Source organism: Microbacterium sp. (assembly GCF_032084865.1).
Lineage (GTDB): Bacteria > Actinomycetota > Actinomycetes > Actinomycetales > Microbacteriaceae > Microbacterium.
This window is the reverse complement of sequence record NZ_DAMDLU010000040.1, coordinates 1-21,320: the sequence shown is the minus strand read 5'-3', so window position 1 is coordinate 21,320 and position 21,320 is coordinate 1. Positions and strand designations below refer to the sequence as shown.

Here is a 21,320-nt window from a genome sequence, read left to right as displayed (position 1 = left end):
GAAGCGCCGCCGTGCGCTCGCCGAGGAGCGGGCGGAGGCGGATCGGCTGCGCGGCAGCATCCCTCCCGCCCCCGACCGGGCGCGCGTGCTGCTGGCCGAGGCGGCCGGTCTCGACGTCGACGACCTGCCGTTCGTGGGCGAGCTGATCGAGGTTCGAACCGAGTTCGAGCCTTGGCGCGAGGCGTTCAATCTCGCCCTCGGCGGGTTCGCGACGACGATCCTGCTCGACGACGCGCACATCGACCGGTTCCGGGCGGCGATCGACGAGGTGCGTCTGCCGATCCGGCTGCGCTACGAGGGCGTCCAGACCGGGCTGGCCGAGTCGCCGAACGCCGATGCGCGAACCCTGCCCGGGCGTCTTGACCACCGCTCCACGCCGTTCACCGGCTGGCTGCAGCAGCGCCTCGACGAGCGCTTCGGGTTCGTGTGCGTCGACTCGTCGGCGCAGCTGGGGGCGCACTCGATGGCGCTCACCATCGCGGGTCAGATGTCGCAAGGCAGTCGGGGCGCGCACGGCGGACACGGGCGCGAGAACGTGCTGGGCTTCTCGAACGAGCGGCGCCTGCGCGCGCTCGACGAGCAGGCCGCGGCTCTCGAGGCGGAGGTCGCTGCGGCGACCGCCGCGGTCACCGACGCGGAGGCGGCGATGGATGCCATCGAGCAGCGCTCGACGGCATTCGCGATGATCCACGACCTCACCTGGGAGCAGGTCGACGTCGCGTCGCTCGTGGCGGAGGTCGAGCGCTGGCAGGCCGTCGAGGCGCGAGCGCGCCGAGAGCCTGAAGGTGCGCGCCGCCGTGCTGCGCGACGAGATCGGCGCGCTCGGCGCGCAGCGCGCCGACGCCCAGGAGCGCTGGGGTGCGGTGACCGACGACGTCGACGAGTGCCAGCGGGTGGTCGACGAGGCATCGGAGATGTCGGTCGGCGATGCGCAGGCGGCGTTCCTCGATGAACGGTTCATGCTCGACCGCGGTGCGGGGGAGGGCACGAGCGCGGGCGCGGGGGCGTCGGCGAGCGACCGCCTCGCACGGCTCGACCTGGCGCTGACGTCGGCGGCGGCTCGCCTGGCATCCGACCGCCGCGCGGCTGAGGAGGCGCACGACGAGCAGCGCGAGCGGATGCGGCAGCTGATGTCGTCGTTCCTCGAGAGGTGGCCGAACCTCAACCTGCTGCCGGATCCGGATGCCTCGGTGCCCGAGTTCCTCGGCATCCTCGAGGCGCTGCGCACGAACGGGCTGCACGAGCTCGAGAGCGAATGGCGCGACAGCCTGCTGGGGCTCTCGGGCAACGACCTGACCAGCCTCGATTCGACGCTGAGCCGATCGGTGCGCGAGATCAGGGAGCGCATCGAGCCGATCAACAGCATCATGCGCGAGCTGCCGTTCTACGACGACCGGCATCGCCTGCAGATCTCGCCGCGCGAGAACCAGTCCGAGGCCCGCCGGCGCTTCCGTCGAGAGCTGCGCGAGGTGCGCGGGCTGATCGAGGCGGCATCGACCGACGACGAGCGCGAGCACGCGTACAAGCGGATGAGCCGTCTGATCGGGCGGATGCGTCGCACCGCGCCCGACTTCGCCGAGCTGATCGACGTGCGCAACCACGTGCGGGTGTCGGCCGAGCGGGTGCTCGCCGAGACGGGCGAGCACGTCGCCCTGTACGACCACATCGGCGAGAAGTCGGGTGGTGAGTCGCAGGAGCTGGTCGCGTTCATCGTCGGCGCGGCTCTGCGATATCAGCTGGGGGATGCCGGCGCGTCGCGTCCGCGCTACGCCCCGGTGTTCATGGACGAGGCGCTGATCAAGGCCGACGCGCACTTCACCAAGCGCGCGATCGGCGCGTGGCGGGGGCTGGGCTTCCAGCTCGTGATCGGCGCGCCGAACGACAAGTACAGCGCGATCGAGCCGCACGTCGATGTGGAGTACACGATCCTCAAGGACACCCGCGGTCGGTCGTGGGCGAAGCCGAAGGTCGCCGTCGCCTGACCATTGCGGCGTCCGCCGTGGCGACGAGAACCGACCCATCTAGGCTGAACAGGTGCGCATCCGTCTCGACATCGCCTACGACGGCACCCACTTCCGCGGCTGGGCGAAGCAACCCGGCCTGCGCACAGTGCAGGGCACGCTCGAGGCGGCGCTCGCGCGCATCATCGGATCCGAGGCGCAGCTGGTGGTCGCCGGCCGCACCGATGCCGGGGTGCACGCCTCCGACCAGGTCGCGCACGTCGACCTCGACGAGGCGCAGTGGGCCCGGCTGCAGACGCGCCACGGCCACGCGGCGACGGATCCCGCGGGGTCGCTCGCCCGTCGCATCCGGGGCGTTCTCGGCAACTACCCCGACGTGACCGTCACCCGCACCAGCCTCGCGCCGCAGGGTTTCGACGCGCGGTTCTCGGCGGTGTGGCGCCGGTACGGCTACCGGCTCGCCGACGCGACGGTCGGCTACGACCCGATGCGCCGCAACGACACGACGACGATCCGCGCCGCTCTCGACGTCGAGCGGATGGATGCCGCAGCTCGCACCCTCATCGGTCTGCACGACTTCGCGGCATACTGCAAACCGCGCGACGAGGCGACCACCATCCGCACCCTGCTCGACTACCGCTGGACGCGCGATCGCGACGGCGTGCTCGTCGCGGAGGTGAAGGCCGACGCGTTCTGTCACAGCATGGTGCGCGCGCTGGTCGGGGCGTGCGCGGCCGTGGGGGAGGGCAAGCTCGAGGTCGACGACGTCGCACGGCTGCGCGACGAGCTCACCCGCACGAGCGCGTTCAAGGTGCTGCCGGCGAGGGGACTCACTCTCGTCGAGGTCGGGTATCCGGCTGATGAGCTGCTGGCATCCCGCGCTGAACAGACGCGCGCCCGGCGCGACCGCGACGAGGGATAGTCGCACGCAGGCGTCGGGCGCAACCCCGTCGCGTGCTCTGACCACGGCGGTAACGTGGCGGACATGAGAGTGATCTCGTACAACCTTCGCAAGCATCGCGCCGCAGCCGAGCTGACGGCGCTCGTCGCCCAGCACGATCCCGACATCCTCTGTCTGCAGGAGTGCGACACCACCGCCCTTCGGGATGCCATCGGCGGGCTGTCGCTCGTGCACACCACCAGCGGCAATCGCCTGGGGCTTGCGATGTATCTGCGGCGCAACCTGTTCCAGGTCGAGCAGGTGCGCACGATCGGGTTGAAGAAGTCGCTCCACGACCGGGTGCTGAAGCCGGCGAACGAGCGCGTGCTCGGCGCGCGGCTGCGTGACATCGACACCGGGCGAGGGCTGATCGTCGCCTCGTTCCACGCCGCGCCGCTCACCGCGCTCAACTCGCTGCGCCGGAACCAGATCAGGGCGGGACTCGACGCCCTGCAGGAGCTCGGCCCCGGGTTGCCTCTGCTCATGGTCGGCGACTACAACTACCCCGTGTTCAAGGAGAGCCTCGGTCAGACCGTGCGCGAGCACGGGTACACCCTGACCCTCAGCGACGACCGCACGTACACGCGCTACCGGGTGTTCAAGGGCCATTACGACTTCGCCACCTCGGTCGGCTTCGACATCTCGAAGATCACGACCCTGCCGCAGGCCACGAGCGATCACCGCCCCATCCTCGTGACGGCCGAGGCCGTGTAGTCGCGGCGGCTGGATTGGCCGGGTGGTCCCAAAGGGTCGCCTCCGGGCGCCGGATGCGGCCGTATGGGCCCACTCGCGAGGGGTGCCCGGCTTCGTGATGTCGGCCTCGCTTGGCTGGGTGGTCCCATATGGTCGCCTCCGGGCGGAGGATGCCGCCATATGGGCCCACTCGAGAGAGTGTCGGCTTCGTGATGTCGGCCTCGCTTGGCCGGGTGGTCCCATATGGTCGCCTCCGGGTGAGGGATGCCGCCATATGGGCCCACTCGCGAGGGGGGCGGAGCACATCCCTCAGAGGTGAGGGCGCCAGCCCCGCCGCATCAGGACCTCGCGCACGATGCGAGCGGCCCTCCGCTGCGTCCGGATGTCGTGTGCGGTCACCCGCACGACCTCCCAGCCGGCGTTCGCGTAGTCGCGATACTTCTGCAGGTCTCGATTCCACTGCTGCTTCGACGAGCGATGGTGATCGCCCTCTATCTCGACCACGACACGGTACTGCCGATAGGCGAACTCCGAGATGCCCAGTCTGCGGCCTCGATCGTCGTAGATGCCGACATCCAGTTCCGGCTCGGGCAGACCTGCGTCCTCACTGTCGAGCCGGTATTCGGTCTCGAGCGGCGACGAGCAGCCGACCCGGATCCGATCGAGCGCGGTGCGCAGCTTCTTCAGCCCGGCCCGTGAACCCGCGTCGATCGTAGCCTGCAGCTGCTCGATCGTCGCCTCAGCCCGCTCCGGATGCGGAATCCCGTGATCATCGCGCGGAATTCTGACCATCGCATCCCCGAGGATGATCAGCTTGCGCACGCTGAGGTCGCGTCCGAGCATCGCCCAGGTGCTGGCCGAAGAAGAGGTCGGGATGCCGTCGAGCTCCTCGATGTCGACCAGATGCCGCCTGATGGTGCGTCCCTTGACGCCGCGCCCCTTCGGCGCCCTGCGCGGTGCGAAGACCGCCACGTCGAGCGTGTCGGAGGAATCGACCGGATAGCCGCGCAGCAAGGCGGCGCTGACGCCGCAGATGAAGCTGCCGCAAGCGGCGACCTGCAGGTACGACAGCGCCTTCGAGCGCACCAGGCGTGTGGTCGTCCGCGTGAGGGCGAGCGGCTCGGTGTCTCGGGTGATCGCGTCCTGCTCCGCGGCGATGTCGGCGACCGTGCGGCGTGCGCCGTGGAACGGCCGGTCGAGGTCCTTTGCTCGCATCCGGCCGCGCGTCAGCCCTGCCGCGCGACCGCTCCCGACGTTGAAACGCGCGCCGAGCGCGCTCGGCAGGTTGCTCGGTGTCATCGGCATCCGTCCACTCTCGCCTCTGCCCCCGACTCGCGAACGTGCCGGCTCCACGATCGGGGGAGAATCCGGCGCAGGCAGCGCATGTGCAGGATCATTGCGACGCCTCGGGTGGGCCCATATGGTCGCCTCGTGCGTGGGGATGCAGCCATGTGAGACCACCGGCCGACAGCGCGGGCCGGTGGGTGAGGGCGCCGCGACTCGGGTGGCCCATATGGTCGCCTCATGCGTGGGGATGCAGCCATGTGGGACCACTCGACCAAGCACCCCGGCCCGCAGTTCGTCCCCCGCCCCCGGATGCTGTAAGCTTGACCCTTGGTGTGTGATCAACTGCGGTCGCACCCGCGAACGTGAGCCCTCCACTGGCGCGTGTTCCCCTCGGATCCTCGAGACGGAACCCACCCCGGAGTGGGATTCACGAACCTCTCCGTTCGAATCAAGAAAGCAGCACTATCGTGACGCGCACTTACACCCCGAAGGCCGGGCAGGTCCAGCGTGACTGGATCGTCATCGACGCCACCGACGTCGTTCTCGGCCGCCTGGCATCGCACGCAGCAGCAATCCTGCGTGGCAAGCACAAGCCGACCTTCGCCCCGCACGTCGACGTGGGTGACTTCGTCATCATCGTCAACGCCGAGAAGGTCGCCCTCACGGGTCAGAAGCTCCAGAAGAAGATGGCCTACCGCCACTCCGGCTACCCGGGCGGTCTGACCGCCACGAGCTACGCCGAGCTCCTCGAGAAGCACCCGATTCGCGCCGTGGAGAAGGCCGTCCGCGGCATGCTCCCGAAGAACACCCTGGGTCGTCAGCAGCTGTCGAAGCTCAAGGTGTACGCAGGTGCCGAGCACCCGCACGCCGCTCAGCAGCCCACGCCGTACACCCTCGACCAGGTCGCCCAGTAAGCGCCGTAAGACTTAAGGACATACTCGTGGCTGAAATCCAGGACACCACCGAATTCCCGCAGACCTTCTCGACCTCGAGCCCTGAGGCAGAGGTCCAGGAGTCGGCTCCCCGCCCCGTGCTCTCCGTTCCCGGTGCCGCTGTCGGCCGTCGCAAGCAGGCCATCGCCCGCGTGCGTCTGGTTCCCGGCTCGGGCACCATCACCATCAACGGTCGCACGCTCGAGGACTACTTCCCGAACAAGCTGCACCAGCAGCTGATCAACGACCCCTTCACGGTGCTGAACCTGCAGGGTGCGTACGACGTCATCGCCCGCATCTCGGGTGGCGGCGACTCGGGCCAGGCCGGCGCGCTGCGCCTCGGCATCGCCCGTGCGCTGAACAACATCGACGCCGAGAACAACCGCCCGACCCTCAAGAAGGCCGGCTTCCTCTCGCGCGACGCTCGCGTCATCGAGCGCAAGAAGGCCGGTCTCAAGAAGGCCCGCAAGGCTCCTCAGTACTCGAAGCGCTGATCCGCGCAGTTCCTGTTATGGCACTGTTCGGAACGGACGGCGTGCGGGGGCTGGCCAACGGTCAGCTCCTCACCGCCGAACTTGCGCTCCACCTGGCCCAGGCGACTGCTGTCGTCCTGGGCCAGGGCCGTATCGCCGACGCGCGTCGCACCGCCGGCAAGCGGCTCACCGCCGTCGTCGCGCGTGATCCGCGCATCTCGGGGCACTTCCTCAGCGCCGCCGTCGAGGCGGGTCTCGCCTCGTCGGGCGTGGATGTGCTCGATGCGGGCATCCTGCCCACGCCGGCCGCGGCGTTCCTCATCTCGGACATCGACGCCGACTTCGGCGTGATGATCTCGGCCTCGCACAACGCGGCGCCCGACAACGGCATCAAGATCTTCGCCCGCGGCGGAGTGAAGCTGCCCGATGTCGTCGAGCAGCGCATCGAAGAGCACATCGAGTCGCGCGAGAAGCTGCAGCCCACCGGCGGCGACGTCGGTCGCGTCATCCGGTTCTCGGATGCCGAGGATCGCTACGTCATGCACCTGCTGGCCTCGCTGCCGCACCGGCTCGACGGCATCCACGTCGTTCTCGACTGCGCCAACGGCGCGGCATCCGGCGCCTCGCCCGAGGTGTTCACCGCGGCGGGCGCCAAGGTCACCGTCATCGGGGCGGATCCCGATGGCCTGAACATCAACGACGGCGTCGGATCGACCCACCTCGACAAGCTCGCGGCGGAGGTCATCCGCGTCGGAGCCGACATCGGCATCGCACACGACGGCGACGCCGACCGCTGCCTCGCTGTCGACGCCGACGGCAAGATCGTCGACGGCGACCAGATCATGGCCATCCTCGCGGTGGCGATGAAGAGCCGCGGCAAGCTGGTCGACGACACGCTCGTCGCCACCGTGATGAGCAACCTCGGTCTGCACATCGCCATGCGCGAGCAGGGCATCACCGTGCGTCAGACCGGGGTGGGCGACCGCTATGTGCTCGAAGACATGAACACGGGCGGCTACTCGCTCGGCGGCGAGCAGTCGGGTCACGTGATCATGAGCGACTTCGCAACCACCGGCGACGGCCTGCTCACCGGTCTGCACCTGGTCGCCGAGATGGCGCGCCAGAAGAAGTCCATCGCCGAACTGGCGTCGATCATGACGGTCTACCCGCAGGTGATGATCAACGTGAAGGACGTCGACAAGGACGCCGTCTCGGATCACGCCGGCGTGCAGGACGCGGTCAAGGACGTCGAAGCGCAGCTGGGCACGACCGGCCGGGTGCTGCTGCGCAAGTCGGGCACCGAGCCGCTCGTGCGTGTGATGGTCGAGGCGGCGGATGCCGAGACCGCGAACTCCCACGCCGAGTCACTGGCGCGCACCGTGCGTCAGCACCTCGCGCTCTGAAACGCCTCCGGTCAGAAAGGCGGTCACCCTCGCGGGTGGCCGCCTTTTCGCATGCCCGGCAGAGAAGACGGGCGCGGCCCCGGCGAGTGGGGACTCAGCAGGGGCCGCTGACACGGGCCGCTGGGGACAGCTCCGCATCTGACGCGAGGCACTGGGGATGCCGGACCGCGCCAGCGACGCATGTGACAGCGTCGCGCTTCGAGTCTAGTCGGGTGCCCGCGCGGGAGCGCCGACGGCTGGCCCCACCAGACGAAATGGTCGTGACCGCGCTCAGCCGGTCGGCAGCAGAGCACCGTTCTCTTCGCGATAGCGCTCGCCGGTCGTCCCGCAGACCCACTCGTCGCCGTCCCGCTCGAGCGGGCGACCGGCACGTCCGACCCAGCCGATGCGCCGCGCCGGCACACCCACCATCAGGGCGTGTGCGGGCACGTCCTTCGTCACCACCGCTCCGGCCGCGACCAGCGCCCACGCTCCGATCCGCACCGGAGCGATGCACACCGCCCTGGCGCCGATGGACGCCCCCTGCTCGATGATCACGCCGACGGCCTGCCAGTCGTCGCCGGACTTCAGCGAGCCGTCCGGGTTCACCGCCCGGGGGAACTCGTCGTTCGTGAGCACCGCGGCGGGCCCGATGAAGACGCCGTCAGCGAGACGGGCGGGCTCGTAGACCAGTGCGTGGTTCTGCAGCTTGCAGTTGTCGCCGATCTGCACGCCGGGGCCGACGTACGCGCCGCGGCCGATGTTGCAGTCCACGCCCACCTGCGCGAACTCGCGCACCTGAGCCAGGTGCCACACCCTGGTGCGCTCTCCCACCAGCGCACGCGGGTCGACGTCGGCGGTCGCAGCGATGCTGGTGTCAGGGATGCTGCTCATGATTGGCCTCCTGATCCGTCATGTCAGGCCAGCATAGGAGGCGGCGCACGAAGTACTGTCTGGATCGCGCGGTTACCGCTACACTTCGGAGCGGGCAGGGTTCGGATCACGCGCAAGGGGACAAGACGCAGATCCGGATCCTGATAAGGGGACATGGTTCGCTCGACGAGCGAGCCATGCGTGGGGACTGGGGAAATGGACACATCTGGGCAGACCGTTCGCATGCGCGAACGCGTACGGCGCATTCTGGCATCCGCCGCGGCGCTGGCGATCGTCGTGACCGCCTTCGGCGGCGCTGCCGCACCGGCAGAAGCGGCGGGAAGCCCGTGCGGCGCTGGCGTCAACCCCATCGTCTGCGAGAACCTCAAGCCCGGCGCCGATCCCGACGAGTGGGACATCAGCGGTGCCGGCGACGACAGCATCCAGGGTTTCGCGACCGACATCAGCGTCGATGCCGGCAGCAGCATCGCCTTCAAGATCGACACCGACGCCACCGCCTATTCGATCGACGTGTACCGCACCGGCTGGTATCAGGGCAAAGGCGCGCGCTTCATCCAGTCGGTTCCGGTGACGGCGACGCTCCCACAGCGGCAGGACGAGTGCATCTCCGACGCGACGACCGAGCTGTACGACTGCGGCAGCTGGGCGGTGTCCGCGAGCTGGAGCGTCCCGGCCGACGCGGTCTCCGGCGTCTACATCGCGAAGCTGACCCGAGCTGACACCGGCGGATCCAGCCACATCATCTTCATCGTCCGCGACGACGACTCGCACTCCAACGTGGTGTTCCAGACCTCGGACCCGACCTGGCAGGCCTACAACACCTATGGCGGCTCGGATTTCTACCAGGGCGCAGCGAACGGCCGATCGTTCAAGATCAGCTACAACCGTCCCTTCGCCACCCGCGGCAACGATTCGGGCCGCGACTTCTACTTCAGCGCCGAGTACGCCACCGTCCGCTTCCTGGAGCGCAACGGGTACGACATGAGCTACATCTCCGGAGTGGATGCCGACCGGCACGGCTCACTGCTGCTCAATCACCGGGTGTTCCTCTCAGTCGGACACGACGAGTACTGGTCGGGCGCGCAGCGCGCCAACGTGGAGGCAGCTCGGGATGCCGGCGTCAACCTGCAGTTCCTTTCCGGCAACGAGGTCTACTGGCGCACCCGCTACGAGCCGTCGGCCGACGCCTCTGCGACGCCGTACCGCACACTGGTGTCGTACAAGGAGACGTGGGCGAACGCGAAGATCGATCCCGCCGCGGAGTGGACCGGCACTTGGCGCGACCCGCGGCTGGCGAAGGCAGAACAGGGGGGAACCCTGCCCGAGAACGCATTGACCGGCACCATCTACATGAGCAACAACACGGATCTGCCGATCACGGTGTCGAGCGCCGAGGGCAGGCTGCGCCTGTGGCGGCACACGTCGCTCGCCAGCATGTCCGCCGGCACCTCGCAGCCCCTCGCCGCGCACACCATCGGCTACGAATCCGACGAGGACGTCGACAACGGCTTCCGCCCCGCGGGGCTGATCAGGCTGTCGACCACCGTCGGACCGACGCCGCAGTACCTCACCGACTACGGCAACGTCGTCGTGCCGGGAACCACGAAGCATCACCTGACCCTGTACCGCGCGGCGAGCGGAGCTCTCGTCTTCGGCGCGGGCACCGTGCAGTGGGGCTGGGGGCTGGACCAGGTGCACGACGGCGACGGCGCGCCCGCCGATGCGCGCATGCAGCAGGCCCAGGTGAACCTTCTCGCCGACATGGGGGCGCAGCCGGGATCGCTCATGATCGGCCTGGTACAGGCGAGCAAGAGCACAGACACCACGCCGCCGGTCACCTCGATCACCGCCCCGGCCGCAGGCGCGAAGATCCCGCACGGCTCGTCGGTGACGATCAGCGGCACAGCCTCCGACGGACGCCGCGTCGCCGGCGTCGAGGTATCCGTCGACGGCGGAACGAGCTGGCACCCCGCGGAGGGCACCACCAGCTGGACCTACACGTACGTGCAGCAGGGCAAGGGGGCGGTGGATCTCATCGCCCGTGCCGTCGACGACAGCGGCAACTTCTCCACTGGCGGAACCACCGTCTCGGTGGACGTCACCGGCCCGTACACCGTCTGGGGCTCGGCGATTCCCACGCGTCCCTCGGCCGATGACACGCAGGGCGTTGAGGTCGGCCTGCGGTTCACCCCCGAGGTCGACGGTCACGTGTCGGGCGTCAGATTCTACAAGGGCAGCGCCAACGACGGCGTGCACACCGGCTCGCTGTGGTCGGAGGACGGGCAGCGGCTGGCCAGCGTGCAGTTCGCCGACGAGACGGATGTCGGATGGCAATCGGCATCGTTCTCGACCCCGGTCGAGGTACGCGCCGGCATGACGTACGTCGTCTCATACACGGCGCCGCAGGGCGGCTACGCGTACGTGGAGGACTACTGGCCCTATCGCGCCGCCGGCTCCTCGCCTCTCGCCGTGGAATCAGGGGTGGGCGCCGCCAGCCCCGGCGTCTACGGCTGGCCCGGGACGTTCCCCACTCGCACCTACGGCGACGCGAACTACTACGTGGACGTGACGTTCCAGCCCGCCGACAGCTCACCGCTGGCGATCATCGCGCGCACACCGGTCGCCACGTCGACCAGCGTGCCGCTGAACACGACCGTCACCGCTCGATTCAATCGTCCGGTCGATCCCGCCACGGCGGGGCTCACCCTGACGGGCGCCGACGGCACCGCCGTTCAGGCCACCGTCGGCTACGACGCGACCAGCAGGACGGTCACTCTGGTGCCGACCGCGCAGCTCGCCGCCGGTATGCGTTACACGGCGACTCCGGTCGGCACGGATGCCGCGGGTGCCACGCTGCCGTCCACCGCGGCGTGGACGTTCACCACCGCGCGAGCCGATCTGCCGTTGGGCGAGTGCCCGTGCACGCTGTACTCGGAGAACGCCCGTCCCGTCATCGACGCCGACGCAGATAAGGCTCTCGTCACGCTCGGGGTGCGCTTCACACCCGCCGCAGACGGCCAGATCACCGCGATCAAGTACTTCAAGGACGCCGGTAACAACGGAACGCACACAGGTGCGCTGTGGACAGCCACCGGCACGCGGCTCGCCTCGGTGACGTTCGTCGCCGACTCCGCTTACGGCTGGCAGACCGCCGAGCTGACCACGCCGGTGCAGGTCACCGCCGGGCAGACCTATGTGGCCTCGTACGTCGCTCCGCAGGGCGGCTACTCCGCCAGCCCCGGTGAGTTCTCCTCGCCCTTCGAGCGAGGGCCGCTGACCGTGAACGCCGGCGGCGGTGCGTACACCTACCAGGACGGCTTCCCCGGTTCGTCGTCGACCACGAGCTATCTGGTGGACGTCGTCTTCGAGCCCGTCGTGCAGGTGCCGACGCTGGTGGCGACCTCGCCCCCGGCCGGCTCCGTGAACGCATCGGCGACGGAGGCCATCGCCGCGACCTACAGCGCACCGCTCGCGGCGAGCTTCACGGGCACGGTCACTGCTGACGGCGCGGCCGTGCCCGGCAGCTGGACTCTGGACACGGACCGCCGCACGGTGAGATTCACCCCGGCATCCACACTGCCCGCGGGGGCAGACGTGACAGTCACCCTCTCCGGTGTGACCGGTGCGCAGGGCGGCCAGGTGGCCGATACCACCTGGTCGTTCGAGGTCGCCGCTCAGGATGCCTCCCCGGTGGTCACGCTGCGCGGGGATCGCGTGCCGCAGGTGCAGTCCGAGAGCAGCACCGCGTCGGTCGAGCTCGGCATGGCGTTCCGCACAGCCGGCGCCGGTGCTGTCACCGGGATCCGCTTCTACAAGTCGGGAGCGAACACCGGAACGCACACCGGATCGCTGTGGGGACCTGATGGGCAGAGACTCGCGACGGTGACCTTCGCGGGAGAATCCGCCTCCGGCTGGCAGCGCGCGGCGCTCTCGGCACCGGTGCCGCTGGCCCCCGGCGTCGTTTACACCGTGTCGTACCTGGCGCCGAACGGCGGATACTCCTACACCCCGAGAGGGTTCGCCTCACCCGTGACCAGTGGCCCGCTCACCGCGGAGTCGCCCGACAACGGTCGCTACCGCTACGGCACGGGCGGAGTCATGCCGACGAACGGGTGGAACAGCACCGATTATTTCGTGGACGTCGAGTTCACCCCCGCAGCCGACGCACCAGTGGTGACCTCGGTCGTTCCGGCACGGGGCGCGACCGACGTGGCCGTGGGTGCCGCCGTGAGCGCGGTGTTCGACCGCGACGTGGCCGGCAGCTCCCCGCAGATCACAGTGCGGACATCCCAGGGCGGGAGCGTCACCGGATCCAGCGCGTATGACGCCGCCACCAGGCGCGTCACCTTCACTCCGGCGCAGCCGCTCATGGCGGTGACCGGGTACGCCGTCGATGTCCTGCTGTCCGGAAAGCGGATCGAGGGGTGGACGTTCACGACGGCCGCCGCAGCGCCTGTCGGAGTGACGGAGACCCTGTTCGGGTCGGTAACGCCCGGAACTGTCGCGGCGCAGGACTCGAGCCCGGTGGAGACGGGCACGGCGTTCCGCATCACCGAGCCGGGCACCGCGACGGCGATCCGGTTCTACAAGGGCGCCGGCAACGACGGGCCTCATGTCGGGACCCTGTGGAAGACCGACGGGACGATGCTGGCGCAGGTCGCGTTCTCCGCCGAGAGCTCCGCCGGGTGGCAGCGGGCGGTCCTGGCGAGCCCGGTGCCCCTCGAACCGGGCGTCGGGTACGTCGTGTCCTACTACGCGCCGTCCGGCCACTACGCCGCGGAGCCGGGCTACTTCAGCGCCGAGCGGGTGAGCGGGCGCGTGATCGGGCTGTCCGAGGCCAACGGCCGGTACCGGTACGTCGTCGGCGGAGGTTTCCCGACGTCGTCGTGGAACGCATCGGCCTACTTCGTCGACGCCGAGATCACCTTCGACGGTGGCGCCGCGACGGCCCCCGCTCCGGCTCCGGCTCCCGCCCCCGCTCCGGCTCCAACGCCGACTCTCGCGCCGACTCCGGCTCCGGTTCCGGAGCCCGCGCCGACTCCCGACGCCACCGCCGCGCCTGCCGCGCAGCTCACTGTGACGCAGCGCACCTCGCTGGCGTCGGCCCCGGCAGTTTCGCCATCTTCGGCGATGCGCGGGCGTACAGCACAGACTTCCCCGTCAATCTGTCCAACAACAACTGCTGGGTCGACGTGACAGTCGCGCCGATCGAGTAGACGCCGTGACGCCAGGGGAGGGCGACATGACAGAAAAGGACCGAAGTGACTGAACGACTCAGCGTCGCTGTGGTCGGGGCCGGCTATTGGGGCCCCAACCTGGCGCGGAACTTCTCCGCGAGCCCGGACTGGGATCTCGCGGTCATCTGCGACCTCGACATCGCACGCGCCCAGCAGGTGGCCGATCGGGTCGGCGGGGTGGCCGTCTCGGCCAGCCTCGACGAGGTGCTCGCCGACCCCTCGATCGACGCGGTGGCCGTTGCCACCCCGGCGCGCACACACCATCCGATCGTGATGGCCGCACTGCGCGCCGGCAAGCACGTGACCGTCGAGAAGCCGCTCGCCGACGAGCGCGGCCGCGGCGCGGAGATGGTCGAGACGGCCCGCGCATCCGGCCTGGTGCTGATGGCCGATCACACGTACTGCTACACCCCGGCCGTCCTGAAGATCCGCGAGCTCATCGCCGCAGGCGAACTGGGCGAGATCCTTTTCGTCGACAGCGTGCGCATCAATCTGGGTCTCATCCAGCCCGACGTGGACGTGTTCTGGGACCTCGCGCCGCACGACCTGTCGATCATCGACTTCGTGCTGCCGCACGGGCTCGACGCAGAGACCGTCGCCGCACACGGAGCCGACCCCCTGCACACGGGCAAGGCGTGCGTCGGGTACCTCACGATGCCGCTCTCCGGGGGCGCCATCGCGCACATCCACGTCAACTGGCTCAGCCCGACCAAGATCCGCCAGATGGTGATCGGCGGCACCAAGCGCACCCTCGTCTGGGACGACCTGAACCCGCAGCAGCGGCTCAGCGTCTACGACCGCGGCGTCGATCTCGCCGAGCAGTCCAAGACCACCACGAGCGACGCGCGCGCGGCGCACATCTCCTACCGGCTCGGCGACACGTGGTCTCCGGCGCTGCCGGAGAAGGAGGCGCTGTCCAGCATGACCGCCGAGTTCGCGTCCGCCATCCGGGAGAAGCGGCAGGCGCGCACCGACGGCGCCTCCGGCCTGCGGGTGCTGTCGATCCTCGAAGCGGCCCGCGGCAGCCTGGAGGCCGCCGGCGCCCCCTACCCTGTACACACCACTCACAGATCGGACAACTCATGACTCAGATCGAAGGCTCCCGAGTTCTGGTGACCGGAGGTGCCGGATTCATCGGCAGCCACCTCGTCGACGCCCTCGTCGAGCAGGACGCCGCATCCGTCGTGGTCGTGGACAACCTCGTCACCGGCACAGAGGACAACCTCGAGGGCGCACTCAACGACCCCCGGGTGCGCCTCGACACCGTAGACGCGCGCGAATCGGAGCATCTCGAGGCGCTGCTGGCGGAGACGGACGTCGTCTTCCATCTCGCCTGCCTGGGTGTGCGGCACAGCCTCCACGACCCGCAGGAGAACCACGACGTCAACGCGACCCTCTCCCTCTCCCTCGTCGAGCAGGCCCGCCGTGCCGGCGTGCGGCGGTATGTGCATGTGAGCTCGAGTGAGGTGTACGGCTCTGCTCAGTACGCGCCCATGGACGAGGGGCATCCGACGTTCCCTGAGACCGTGTACGGCGCGAGCAAGCTCGCCGGAGAAGCCTACGCCCGCGCCGCCTTCCGCACGCACGGGTTCCCCGCGCTGGTGGTGCGCCCGTTCAACGCCTACGGGCCGCGCAGCCACTTCGAGGGCGACAGTGGCGAGGTGATCCCCCGCACCATCGTGCGGGCACTGTGCGACGAGGCTCCGATCATCTACGGTGACGGCGAGCAGTCCCGCGACTTCACCCACGTGACAGACACGGCGCGGGGGATCATCGCGCTGGCCGAGTCCGACGAGGCGATCGGGCAGACGGTGAACGTCGGGTCGGGGGCCGACATCACGATCAACCGGCTCGCATCGGTGGTCACCGCTGCGGCCGGCCGTGAGGATCTGCTGCCGATGCACCTCGACCCGCGCCCGGGCGACGTCCGGCGGCTGCTGGCCGAGTCGTCGCAGATGACCGCGATGACGGGCTACGCGCCGCGGGTCGACTTCGCCGACGGGGTGCGCGATCTCGTGGAGTGGTTCCGGAGTCGGCCGACTTCGCCCCAGGAGATGCTCGCGCGCATCGAGGACCGCAACTGGGAGAAGGTGCCGCGGTGAGCGAACGCATCAACGTCATGGTCCCCTGGCTCGGCCAGGAGGAGATCGACGCGGTGGCCGAGGCGATCGGCAGCGGCTGGGTCGCTCAGGGGCCGCGGGTGGCCCGGTTCGAGGAGGAGTTCGCCGCCGCCATGCAGGCGCCGTACGCCGTCGCGACCACGAGCTGCACCACCGCCCTGCACCTGGCGCTGATCGTCGCCGGGATCGGCCCCGGGGATGACGTCGTCGTCCCGTCGTTCTCGTTCATCGCCACAGCCAACGCCGTCCGTCATGCCGGCGCGAACCCGGTGTTCGCCGACGTCGATGCCCGCACCGGCAACGTGACCGGTCAGACGGTGCAGGCTGCGCTCACCCCGGCCACCCGTGCGGTGATCGCCGTCGACCAGGGCGGGGTGCCGGTCGATCTCGACGATGTGCGCGCCGTGACGGATCCGCACGGCATCGTGGTGATCGAAGACGCCGCGTGCGGCGCCGGTTCGACCTACCGGGGGCGTCCGGTCGGCGCCGGGGCCGAGATCACGGCGTGGTCGTTCCACCCCCGCAAACTGCTCACCACCGGCGAGGGCGGGATGCTCACCACCGCGCACGAGGAATGGGCTGCCCGGGCCCGGCACCTGCGCGAACATGCGATGAGTGTCTCGGCCACCGAGCGGCATCGCTCAGTGCTGCCGCCGGCGGAGGAGTACACCGAGGTCGGATACAACTTCCGCATGACCGACCTGCAGGCCGCGGTCGGCCTGGTGCAGCTGGGACGGCTGTCGCGCATCGTGGCCAGGCGCCGCGAGTTCGCCGACCGCTACCGGCGCAGCATCGCCGACGTCGCCGGCCTGCGCGCGATCGAGGACCCGGACTACGGCACCGGCAACGTGCAGTCGTTCTGGGTGGAGGTCGAAGACGAGTATCCCCTCGAGCGGGAGGGACTGCTCGAGGCGCTGGCGGATGCCGGCATCTCCGCCCGCCGCGGCATCATGGCCGCGCACCGGCAGCCGCCGTACCGCACTCTCACACCGGCCGGCGGCCTTCCGGTGACCGAGCGGCTCACTGACCGCACGCTCATCCTGCCGCTGTACCACTCCTTCAGCGAGGCCGATCAGGATCGCGTCATCGCGGTGCTGCGCGGCGCAGGCGGTCGATCGGCATGACGCAGGGGCTGCTGCTGCTCGGCGCCAGCGGACTGGCCCGTGAGGTCCTCGCGGCGGGGATCGCGGGGGTGACCGGCATCCTCGACGACGACGGCGCCACGCACGGCACCGAGATCGCCGGCGTGCCGGTGATCGGTCCGATCGCGCTCGCCGCGCAGCGCGACGAGCAGCTGCTGGTGACGATCGGCCCCGGCGCATCCCGACGGGCCGTCGTGAGCCGGCTCGCCGACGCCGGTGTCGCCGACGACAGATACGGCGTCTTCGTGGCCCGCTCGGCCCGCATCGGACGATCGAGTGATCTCGGCGCCGGCAGCATCCTGCTGGACTGCACCGTCGTCACCGCCGACGCCAGGGTGGGGTGCCACGTGGTGGTGATGCCGAACTGCACCATCACGCACGACGACGTGCTCGACGACTTCAGCACGCTTGCCGCCGGCGTAGCCCTCGGCGGCGGCGTCCACGTCGGCGAGGCGGCGTACATCGGCATGAATGCGTCGGTCAGGCAGGGACTGACGGTCGGTGCGGGGTCCACCGTCGGCATGGGAGCAGCGGTGCTCGCCGACGTACCGCAAGATCAGACGTGGGCAGGGGTGCCCGCACGAGCACTGGGGAGAAGCACATGAAGGTTCCGTTCCTGGATCTGGCCGCGCAGCAGGCCGAGATCGTCGACGAGGTGCTGCCGGTGTGGCAGCACCAGCTCGCCTCGGCCGCGTTCATCGGCGGGGAGCAGATCGACGCGTTCGAACGTGAGTACGCCGACTACATCGGCGTCGCGCACGTCGTGGGCGTCTCGAACGGAACGGATGCCCTCGAGCTGGCGTATCGCGCCGCGGGCGTGAGCCCGGGCGACGAGGTCATCATGCCCGCCAACACGTTCATCGCCACCGCCGAGGCGGCGTCGCGCATCGGTGCGGTTCCCGTGTTCGTCGACGTCGACGATGAGCATCTGCTGATCGACCCGGATGCCGTCGACGCGGCGATCACCGAGCGGACCAGGGCCATCGTGCCGGTGCACCTGTTCGGTCAGACCGCACCGGTGCAGCGCATCGCGCCGATCGCCGAGCGCCGGGGTATCGCGCTCATCGAAGACGCCGCGCAGGCGCAGGGCGCCTCGTCTGCGGCGGGCCGGGCCGGTGCGATGGGCCGCATCGCGGCCACCAGCTTCTACCCCGGCAAGAACCTCGGCGCGGCGGGCGACGCCGGCGCGGTGATGACCGACGACGACGGCGCCGCAGCCTTGATCCGCAACCTCGCCGCACACGGCAGCTCGGTGAAGTACGTGCACGACAACATCGGCATGAATGCTCGGCTGGATGCCGTGCAGGCCACGGTGCTGCGCGCCAAGCTGCGCCGCCTGGAACGCTGGAACGACGCCCGACGTGCCGCCGCGGCACGCTACGCGGAACTGCTCGGCGACATCGAGGGCATCCGCCTTCCCCGCGTGGTGCCCGGCAACGACGATGTCTGGCACCTGTACGTGATCCGCGTCGACGAACGCGACCGCGTGCTGTCCGCGCTCGCCGAGAACGGCATCGCCGCCGGCATCCACTACCCGACCATCGTGCCGCTCACCGAGGCGTATGCCCGTCTCGGCCACCGCCCCGGGCAGTTCCCGGTCGCCGAGGCTGCGGCGTCCGGCATCCTGTCCCTGCCGATGTTCCCGCATCTGACCGAAGAGCAGCAGAGGGCGGTCGCCGCCGCCCTGCGCACGGCGGTACGGGCATCGGTGCCGGCATGAGCACCGATCCCCCCGAGACTTCCGTCACGCAGCGCGCGTCGCGGGCGTTCGGATGGAGCTTCGGGAACACGGTGGTCTCGCGGCTGGGCACGCTCGCTATCGGCATCGTGCTCGCGCGGGTACTCGGGCCCGAGGAGTTCGGCATCTTCGCCATCGCGACGGTGACGCTGCTCGCCGTGCTCAGCTTCAACGAGCTCGGCGTGAGCCTGGCGATCATCCGCTGGCGTGACGATCCCGCGAAGATCGCACCCACGGTGAACACGATCGCGGTGATCAGCAGCGCCCTGCTCACGGCGATCGTGATCGTCGGCGCGCCGGCGATCTCGACGGCGCTGGGCGATGTGCGGGCCACCCCCGTCGTGCAGGTGCTCGGGGCCTCCATCCTGCTGAACGGCTTCGTCGCCACATCGGCGGCCGTGCTGCAGCGCGAGTTCCGGCAGAAAGAGCGCACGATCGCCGATCAGGTGAACACCTGGCTGGGGGCGGGACTGTCGCTCGTGCTGGCCCTGCTCGGATGGGGTGCGATGAGCCTGGCCATCGGTCGGCTCGTCGCGACCATCGTGTTCGGCATCCTGCTCCTGCACTGGTCGCCGGTGCCGTACCGGTTCGGGTGGGATCCGGTGATCGTGCGGCGGCTGCTGCGCTTCGGGCTGCCCCTCGCGGCCGCCAGCATCGTCGTCTTCGCGTCCGGATACGCCGACCAGGTCGTGGTGGGCTCCCTGCTCGGCGCGCAGGCGCTGGGCTTCTATGTGCTCGCCTTCAACCTCGCCAGCTGGCCGGTGTCGATCTTCTCGTCTCCGTTGCGCGCCGTGGCGCCCGCCGCGTTCTCGGCGCTCAAGTCGGAGCCGGAGCGGATGTCACGCAACTTCACCCGCGTCCTCGCGATCCTCTCCTGCGTCTCGGTGCCGGCCTGCCTTGCCATCAGCGGTGCCGCCGAGCCTGTCGTCGCGTTCGTGTACGGAGAATCGTGGATGCCTGCGGCGGCACCGCTGCTGTGGCTGGCCGCGTTCGCGGCGCTGAAGATCTGGTTCGAGCTGTCGTACGACTACCTGGTCGTGGCCGGGCGGTCGAGCACCCTGCTGATCATCCAGGCCTGCTCATTCGCGGCGGCGCTGCCACTGATGCTTCTGGTCGCAGAGCCGTACGGCGTGGCCGGGATCGCGGCGGTGCAGTGCGCGGCAGGGCTGGTGATCGTCGCCCCGCTGTATGTGATGAGCCTGCGTGGGATCGGCGTCCGGGTCGCAGCCATGGTCCGCGCGGTCGCGGTTCCCCTGGCCGCCGGCCTCGCCACCTGGGTCGTCGCGTGGCTGCTGGCCCGCGTGCTCGACGTGCCGTTCATCGCCGCGGCGGCCTCGGGTGTGTTCGCGGTGCTCGTGATCGCCGCACTGTGCTGGTGGCAGCGCGCCGACATCCGGCTGCTTCGCGCGGCCGCGTCCCGAAAGGGAGCCGTCGCATGAGGATCCTCGTCTACCCCCACGACCTCGACATGGGCGGCAGCCAGATGAACGCGATCGAACTGGCCGGCGCCCTGAACACCATGGGGCACGAGTGCATCGTGTACGGGCGGCCGGGCAGTCTGCTCACCCGCGTGCGGGAACTCGGCGTCGAGTTCATCGAGTCTCCCGAGCCCGGCCGGCGTCCGTCGCTGTCCGTCGTGCGGCACCTGCGCCGCGTCGTCCGCGAGCGGAGCGTCGATGTGGTGCACGGGTACGAGTGGCCGCCCGGCCTCGAGGCGGCCATGGCCACCGAGAGGCTTCCCGACGTCGCCTCGGTGTGCACCGTGATGTCGATGGCCGTCGCCCCGTTTCTACCCAGAAGCCTGCCGCTCATCGTCGGCACCCAGCAGATCTGCGCCGCCGAGCAGGCTGCGGGACGCGTCGACGTCGACCTCATCGAACCGCTGGTCGATCTCACGCACAACGCGCCGCTCGATCCGGCCGAGACCGCGGCCTTCCGTGCGCACTGGGGGCTCGACGAGCGGCCGGTGGTCGTGTGCGTCAGCCGGCTCGTCCCCGATCTCAAGGCGGAGGGCATCTTCACCGCCATCGAGGCGACAGCGGAGCTGACCGGACCGGCATCCTTCCAGCTGCTGATCGTCGGCGACGGACGCTCGCGCGCCGAGATGGAGCGGGCTGCGGCGCGAGCGGAGGCCCGCAGCGGACGCCGCAGCGTCGTGTTCACGGGCGAGCTCGCAGACCCCCGCGCGGCGTACGACGCGGCTGACATCGTGCTCGGCATGGGCGGATCGGCGCTGCGTGCGCTCGCCTTCCGCAAGCCGCTGATCGTGCAGGGCGAGCGTGGCTTCTTCCGCACGCTGACTCCTGAGAGCGTGGACACGTTCCTCTGGCAGGGCTGGTACGGCATCGGGGACGGCGACGATCGCCCGGTCGATCGGCTTATCGAGCAGCTGCAGCCGCTGCTGACCGACCCCGGCCGACGCCGCGCGCTGGCTTCCTTCGGCCGCGAGGTCGTCGAGCGGTTCTCGCTCGAGGCGACCGCGCGCCGCCTGCTCGCCGCCTACCGGCACGCGTGGGCGGCC

General features: G+C 69.9%; 16 protein-coding genes and 1 pseudogene. 15 read left to right on the top strand and 2 right to left on the bottom strand.

From position 1 onward, the window contains the following. The 4 genes and pseudogenes from RT309_RS06105 to RT309_RS06090 all read left to right on the top strand — a co-directional run. Nucleotides 1–952: pseudogene (locus tag RT309_RS06105) on the top strand (hypothetical protein); the annotation flags it as partial. Next, nucleotides 915–1,982: an SbcC/MukB-like Walker B domain-containing protein gene (locus RT309_RS06100; RefSeq protein ID WP_313355987.1), complete on the top strand. Its 1,068-nt coding sequence runs from the start codon at nucleotides 915–917 to the stop codon at nucleotides 1,980–1,982. The pseudogene RT309_RS06105 and the gene RT309_RS06100, both read left to right, overlap by 38 nt. Nucleotides 1,983–2,034: 52 nt before the next feature. Further along, the gene (truA, locus tag RT309_RS06095) at nucleotides 2,035–2,883 is read left to right on the top strand and encodes a tRNA pseudouridine(38-40) synthase TruA (protein ID WP_313355985.1); all 849 of its coding nucleotides are present in this window, start codon (nucleotides 2,035–2,037) and stop codon (nucleotides 2,881–2,883) included. A 63-nt stretch (nucleotides 2,884–2,946) separates the two neighbouring features. After that, on the top strand, nucleotides 2,947–3,615 hold the full coding sequence (locus tag RT309_RS06090) for an endonuclease/exonuclease/phosphatase family protein (protein WP_313355984.1): 669 nt from the start codon (nucleotides 2,947–2,949) through the stop codon (nucleotides 3,613–3,615). 288 nt (nucleotides 3,616–3,903) lie between these two features. Here RT309_RS06090 and RT309_RS06085 read toward each other — a convergent pair whose 3' ends face one another. Then, nucleotides 3,904–4,893 (bottom strand): DUF559 domain-containing protein, encoded by a 990-nt coding sequence (locus RT309_RS06085; protein WP_313355983.1) that lies wholly within the window; start codon nucleotides 4,891–4,893, stop codon nucleotides 3,904–3,906. A 455-nt stretch (nucleotides 4,894–5,348) separates the two neighbouring features. Between RT309_RS06085 and rplM the strand changes: the two genes are divergently transcribed. From rplM to glmM, 3 genes are read left to right on the top strand one after another with little or no spacing between them, the layout of a single operon-like run. Next, entirely contained in the window at nucleotides 5,349–5,795 is a 447-nt protein-coding gene (gene rplM / locus RT309_RS06080; RefSeq protein ID WP_313355982.1) for a 50S ribosomal protein L13, read from the top strand. Nucleotides 5,796–5,821: 26 nt separating this feature from the next. Next, nucleotides 5,822–6,307, top strand: a complete 486-nt coding sequence (gene rpsI, locus RT309_RS06075; protein ID WP_071640480.1) for a 30S ribosomal protein S9 — start codon at nucleotides 5,822–5,824, stop codon at nucleotides 6,305–6,307. A 17-nt stretch (nucleotides 6,308–6,324) separates the two neighbouring features. Further along, nucleotides 6,325–7,689: a phosphoglucosamine mutase gene (gene glmM, locus RT309_RS06070; RefSeq protein WP_313355981.1), complete on the top strand. Its 1,365-nt coding sequence runs from the start codon at nucleotides 6,325–6,327 to the stop codon at nucleotides 7,687–7,689. Nucleotides 7,690–7,959: 270 nt separating this feature from the next. Here the strand turns inward: glmM and RT309_RS06065 are convergent, their stop codons facing one another. After that, on the bottom strand, nucleotides 7,960–8,562 hold the full coding sequence (locus tag RT309_RS06065; RefSeq protein WP_313355980.1) for an acyltransferase: 603 nt from the start codon (nucleotides 8,560–8,562) through the stop codon (nucleotides 7,960–7,962). A 222-nt stretch (nucleotides 8,563–8,784) separates the two neighbouring features. Between RT309_RS06065 and RT309_RS06060 the strand changes: the two genes are divergently transcribed. The 8 genes from RT309_RS06060 to RT309_RS06025 form a co-directional block, all read left to right on the top strand. Beyond that, on the top strand, nucleotides 8,785–13,758 hold the full coding sequence (locus RT309_RS06060) for a DUF4082 domain-containing protein (protein WP_313355979.1): 4,974 nt from the start codon (nucleotides 8,785–8,787) through the stop codon (nucleotides 13,756–13,758). 65 nt (nucleotides 13,759–13,823) lie between these two features. Continuing rightward, the gene (locus RT309_RS06055; protein ID WP_313355978.1) at nucleotides 13,824–14,885 is read left to right on the top strand and encodes a Gfo/Idh/MocA family oxidoreductase; all 1,062 of its coding nucleotides are present in this window, start codon (nucleotides 13,824–13,826) and stop codon (nucleotides 14,883–14,885) included. After that, a complete protein-coding gene (locus RT309_RS06050) occupies nucleotides 14,882–15,901 on the top strand; it encodes an NAD-dependent epimerase/dehydratase family protein (RefSeq protein WP_313355977.1) in 1,020 nt (339 codons plus the stop codon). Before RT309_RS06055 ends, RT309_RS06050 begins: the two co-directional genes overlap by 4 nt. 17 nt (nucleotides 15,902–15,918) lie before the next feature. Further along, a complete protein-coding gene (locus RT309_RS06045) occupies nucleotides 15,919–17,043 on the top strand; it encodes a DegT/DnrJ/EryC1/StrS family aminotransferase (protein WP_313355986.1) in 1,125 nt (374 codons plus the stop codon). Then, nucleotides 17,040–17,666 carry a NeuD/PglB/VioB family sugar acetyltransferase gene (locus RT309_RS06040; RefSeq protein ID WP_313355976.1) on the top strand — a complete coding sequence of 209 codons (627 nt, stop codon included), beginning with the start codon at nucleotides 17,040–17,042 and terminating at the stop codon, nucleotides 17,664–17,666. The genes RT309_RS06045 and RT309_RS06040 overlap by 4 nt, the downstream gene beginning before the upstream one ends. Then, on the top strand, nucleotides 17,663–18,781 hold the full coding sequence (locus RT309_RS06035; RefSeq protein WP_313355975.1) for a DegT/DnrJ/EryC1/StrS family aminotransferase: 1,119 nt from the start codon (nucleotides 17,663–17,665) through the stop codon (nucleotides 18,779–18,781). Before RT309_RS06040 ends, RT309_RS06035 begins: the two co-directional genes overlap by 4 nt. Beyond that, entirely contained in the window at nucleotides 18,778–20,238 is a 1,461-nt protein-coding gene (locus RT309_RS06030; RefSeq protein WP_313355974.1) for an oligosaccharide flippase family protein, read from the top strand. The genes RT309_RS06035 and RT309_RS06030 overlap by 4 nt, the downstream gene beginning before the upstream one ends. Continuing rightward, a partial coding sequence (locus tag RT309_RS06025; RefSeq protein ID WP_313355973.1) for a glycosyltransferase family 4 protein occupies nucleotides 20,235–21,320 on the top strand: 1,086 nt, incomplete at its 3' end. The genes RT309_RS06030 and RT309_RS06025, both read left to right, overlap by 4 nt.

Coding starts and splice junctions, on each gene's coding strand:
- RT309_RS06100 (WP_313355987.1), top strand. CDS start 915: ATGTCGGTCGGCGATGCGCAGGCGGCGTTCCTCGATGAACGGTTCATG.
- RT309_RS06090 (WP_313355984.1), top strand. CDS start 2,947: ATGAGAGTGATCTCGTACAACCTTCGCAAGCATCGCGCCGCAGCCGAG.
- RT309_RS06085 (WP_313355983.1), bottom strand. CDS start 4,893: ATGACACCGAGCAACCTGCCGAGCGCGCTCGGCGCGCGTTTCAACGTC.
- glmM (WP_313355981.1), top strand. CDS start 6,325: ATGGCACTGTTCGGAACGGACGGCGTGCGGGGGCTGGCCAACGGTCAG.
- RT309_RS06065 (WP_313355980.1), bottom strand. CDS start 8,562: ATGAGCAGCATCCCTGACACCAGCATCGCTGCGACCGCCGACGTCGAC.
- RT309_RS06060 (WP_313355979.1), top strand. CDS start 8,785: ATGCGCGAACGCGTACGGCGCATTCTGGCATCCGCCGCGGCGCTGGCG.
- RT309_RS06050 (WP_313355977.1), top strand. CDS start 14,882: ATGACTCAGATCGAAGGCTCCCGAGTTCTGGTGACCGGAGGTGCCGGA.
- RT309_RS06045 (WP_313355986.1), top strand. CDS start 15,919: ATGGTCCCCTGGCTCGGCCAGGAGGAGATCGACGCGGTGGCCGAGGCG.
- RT309_RS06040 (WP_313355976.1), top strand. CDS start 17,040: ATGACGCAGGGGCTGCTGCTGCTCGGCGCCAGCGGACTGGCCCGTGAG.
- RT309_RS06035 (WP_313355975.1), top strand. CDS start 17,663: ATGAAGGTTCCGTTCCTGGATCTGGCCGCGCAGCAGGCCGAGATCGTC.
- RT309_RS06030 (WP_313355974.1), top strand. CDS start 18,778: ATGAGCACCGATCCCCCCGAGACTTCCGTCACGCAGCGCGCGTCGCGG.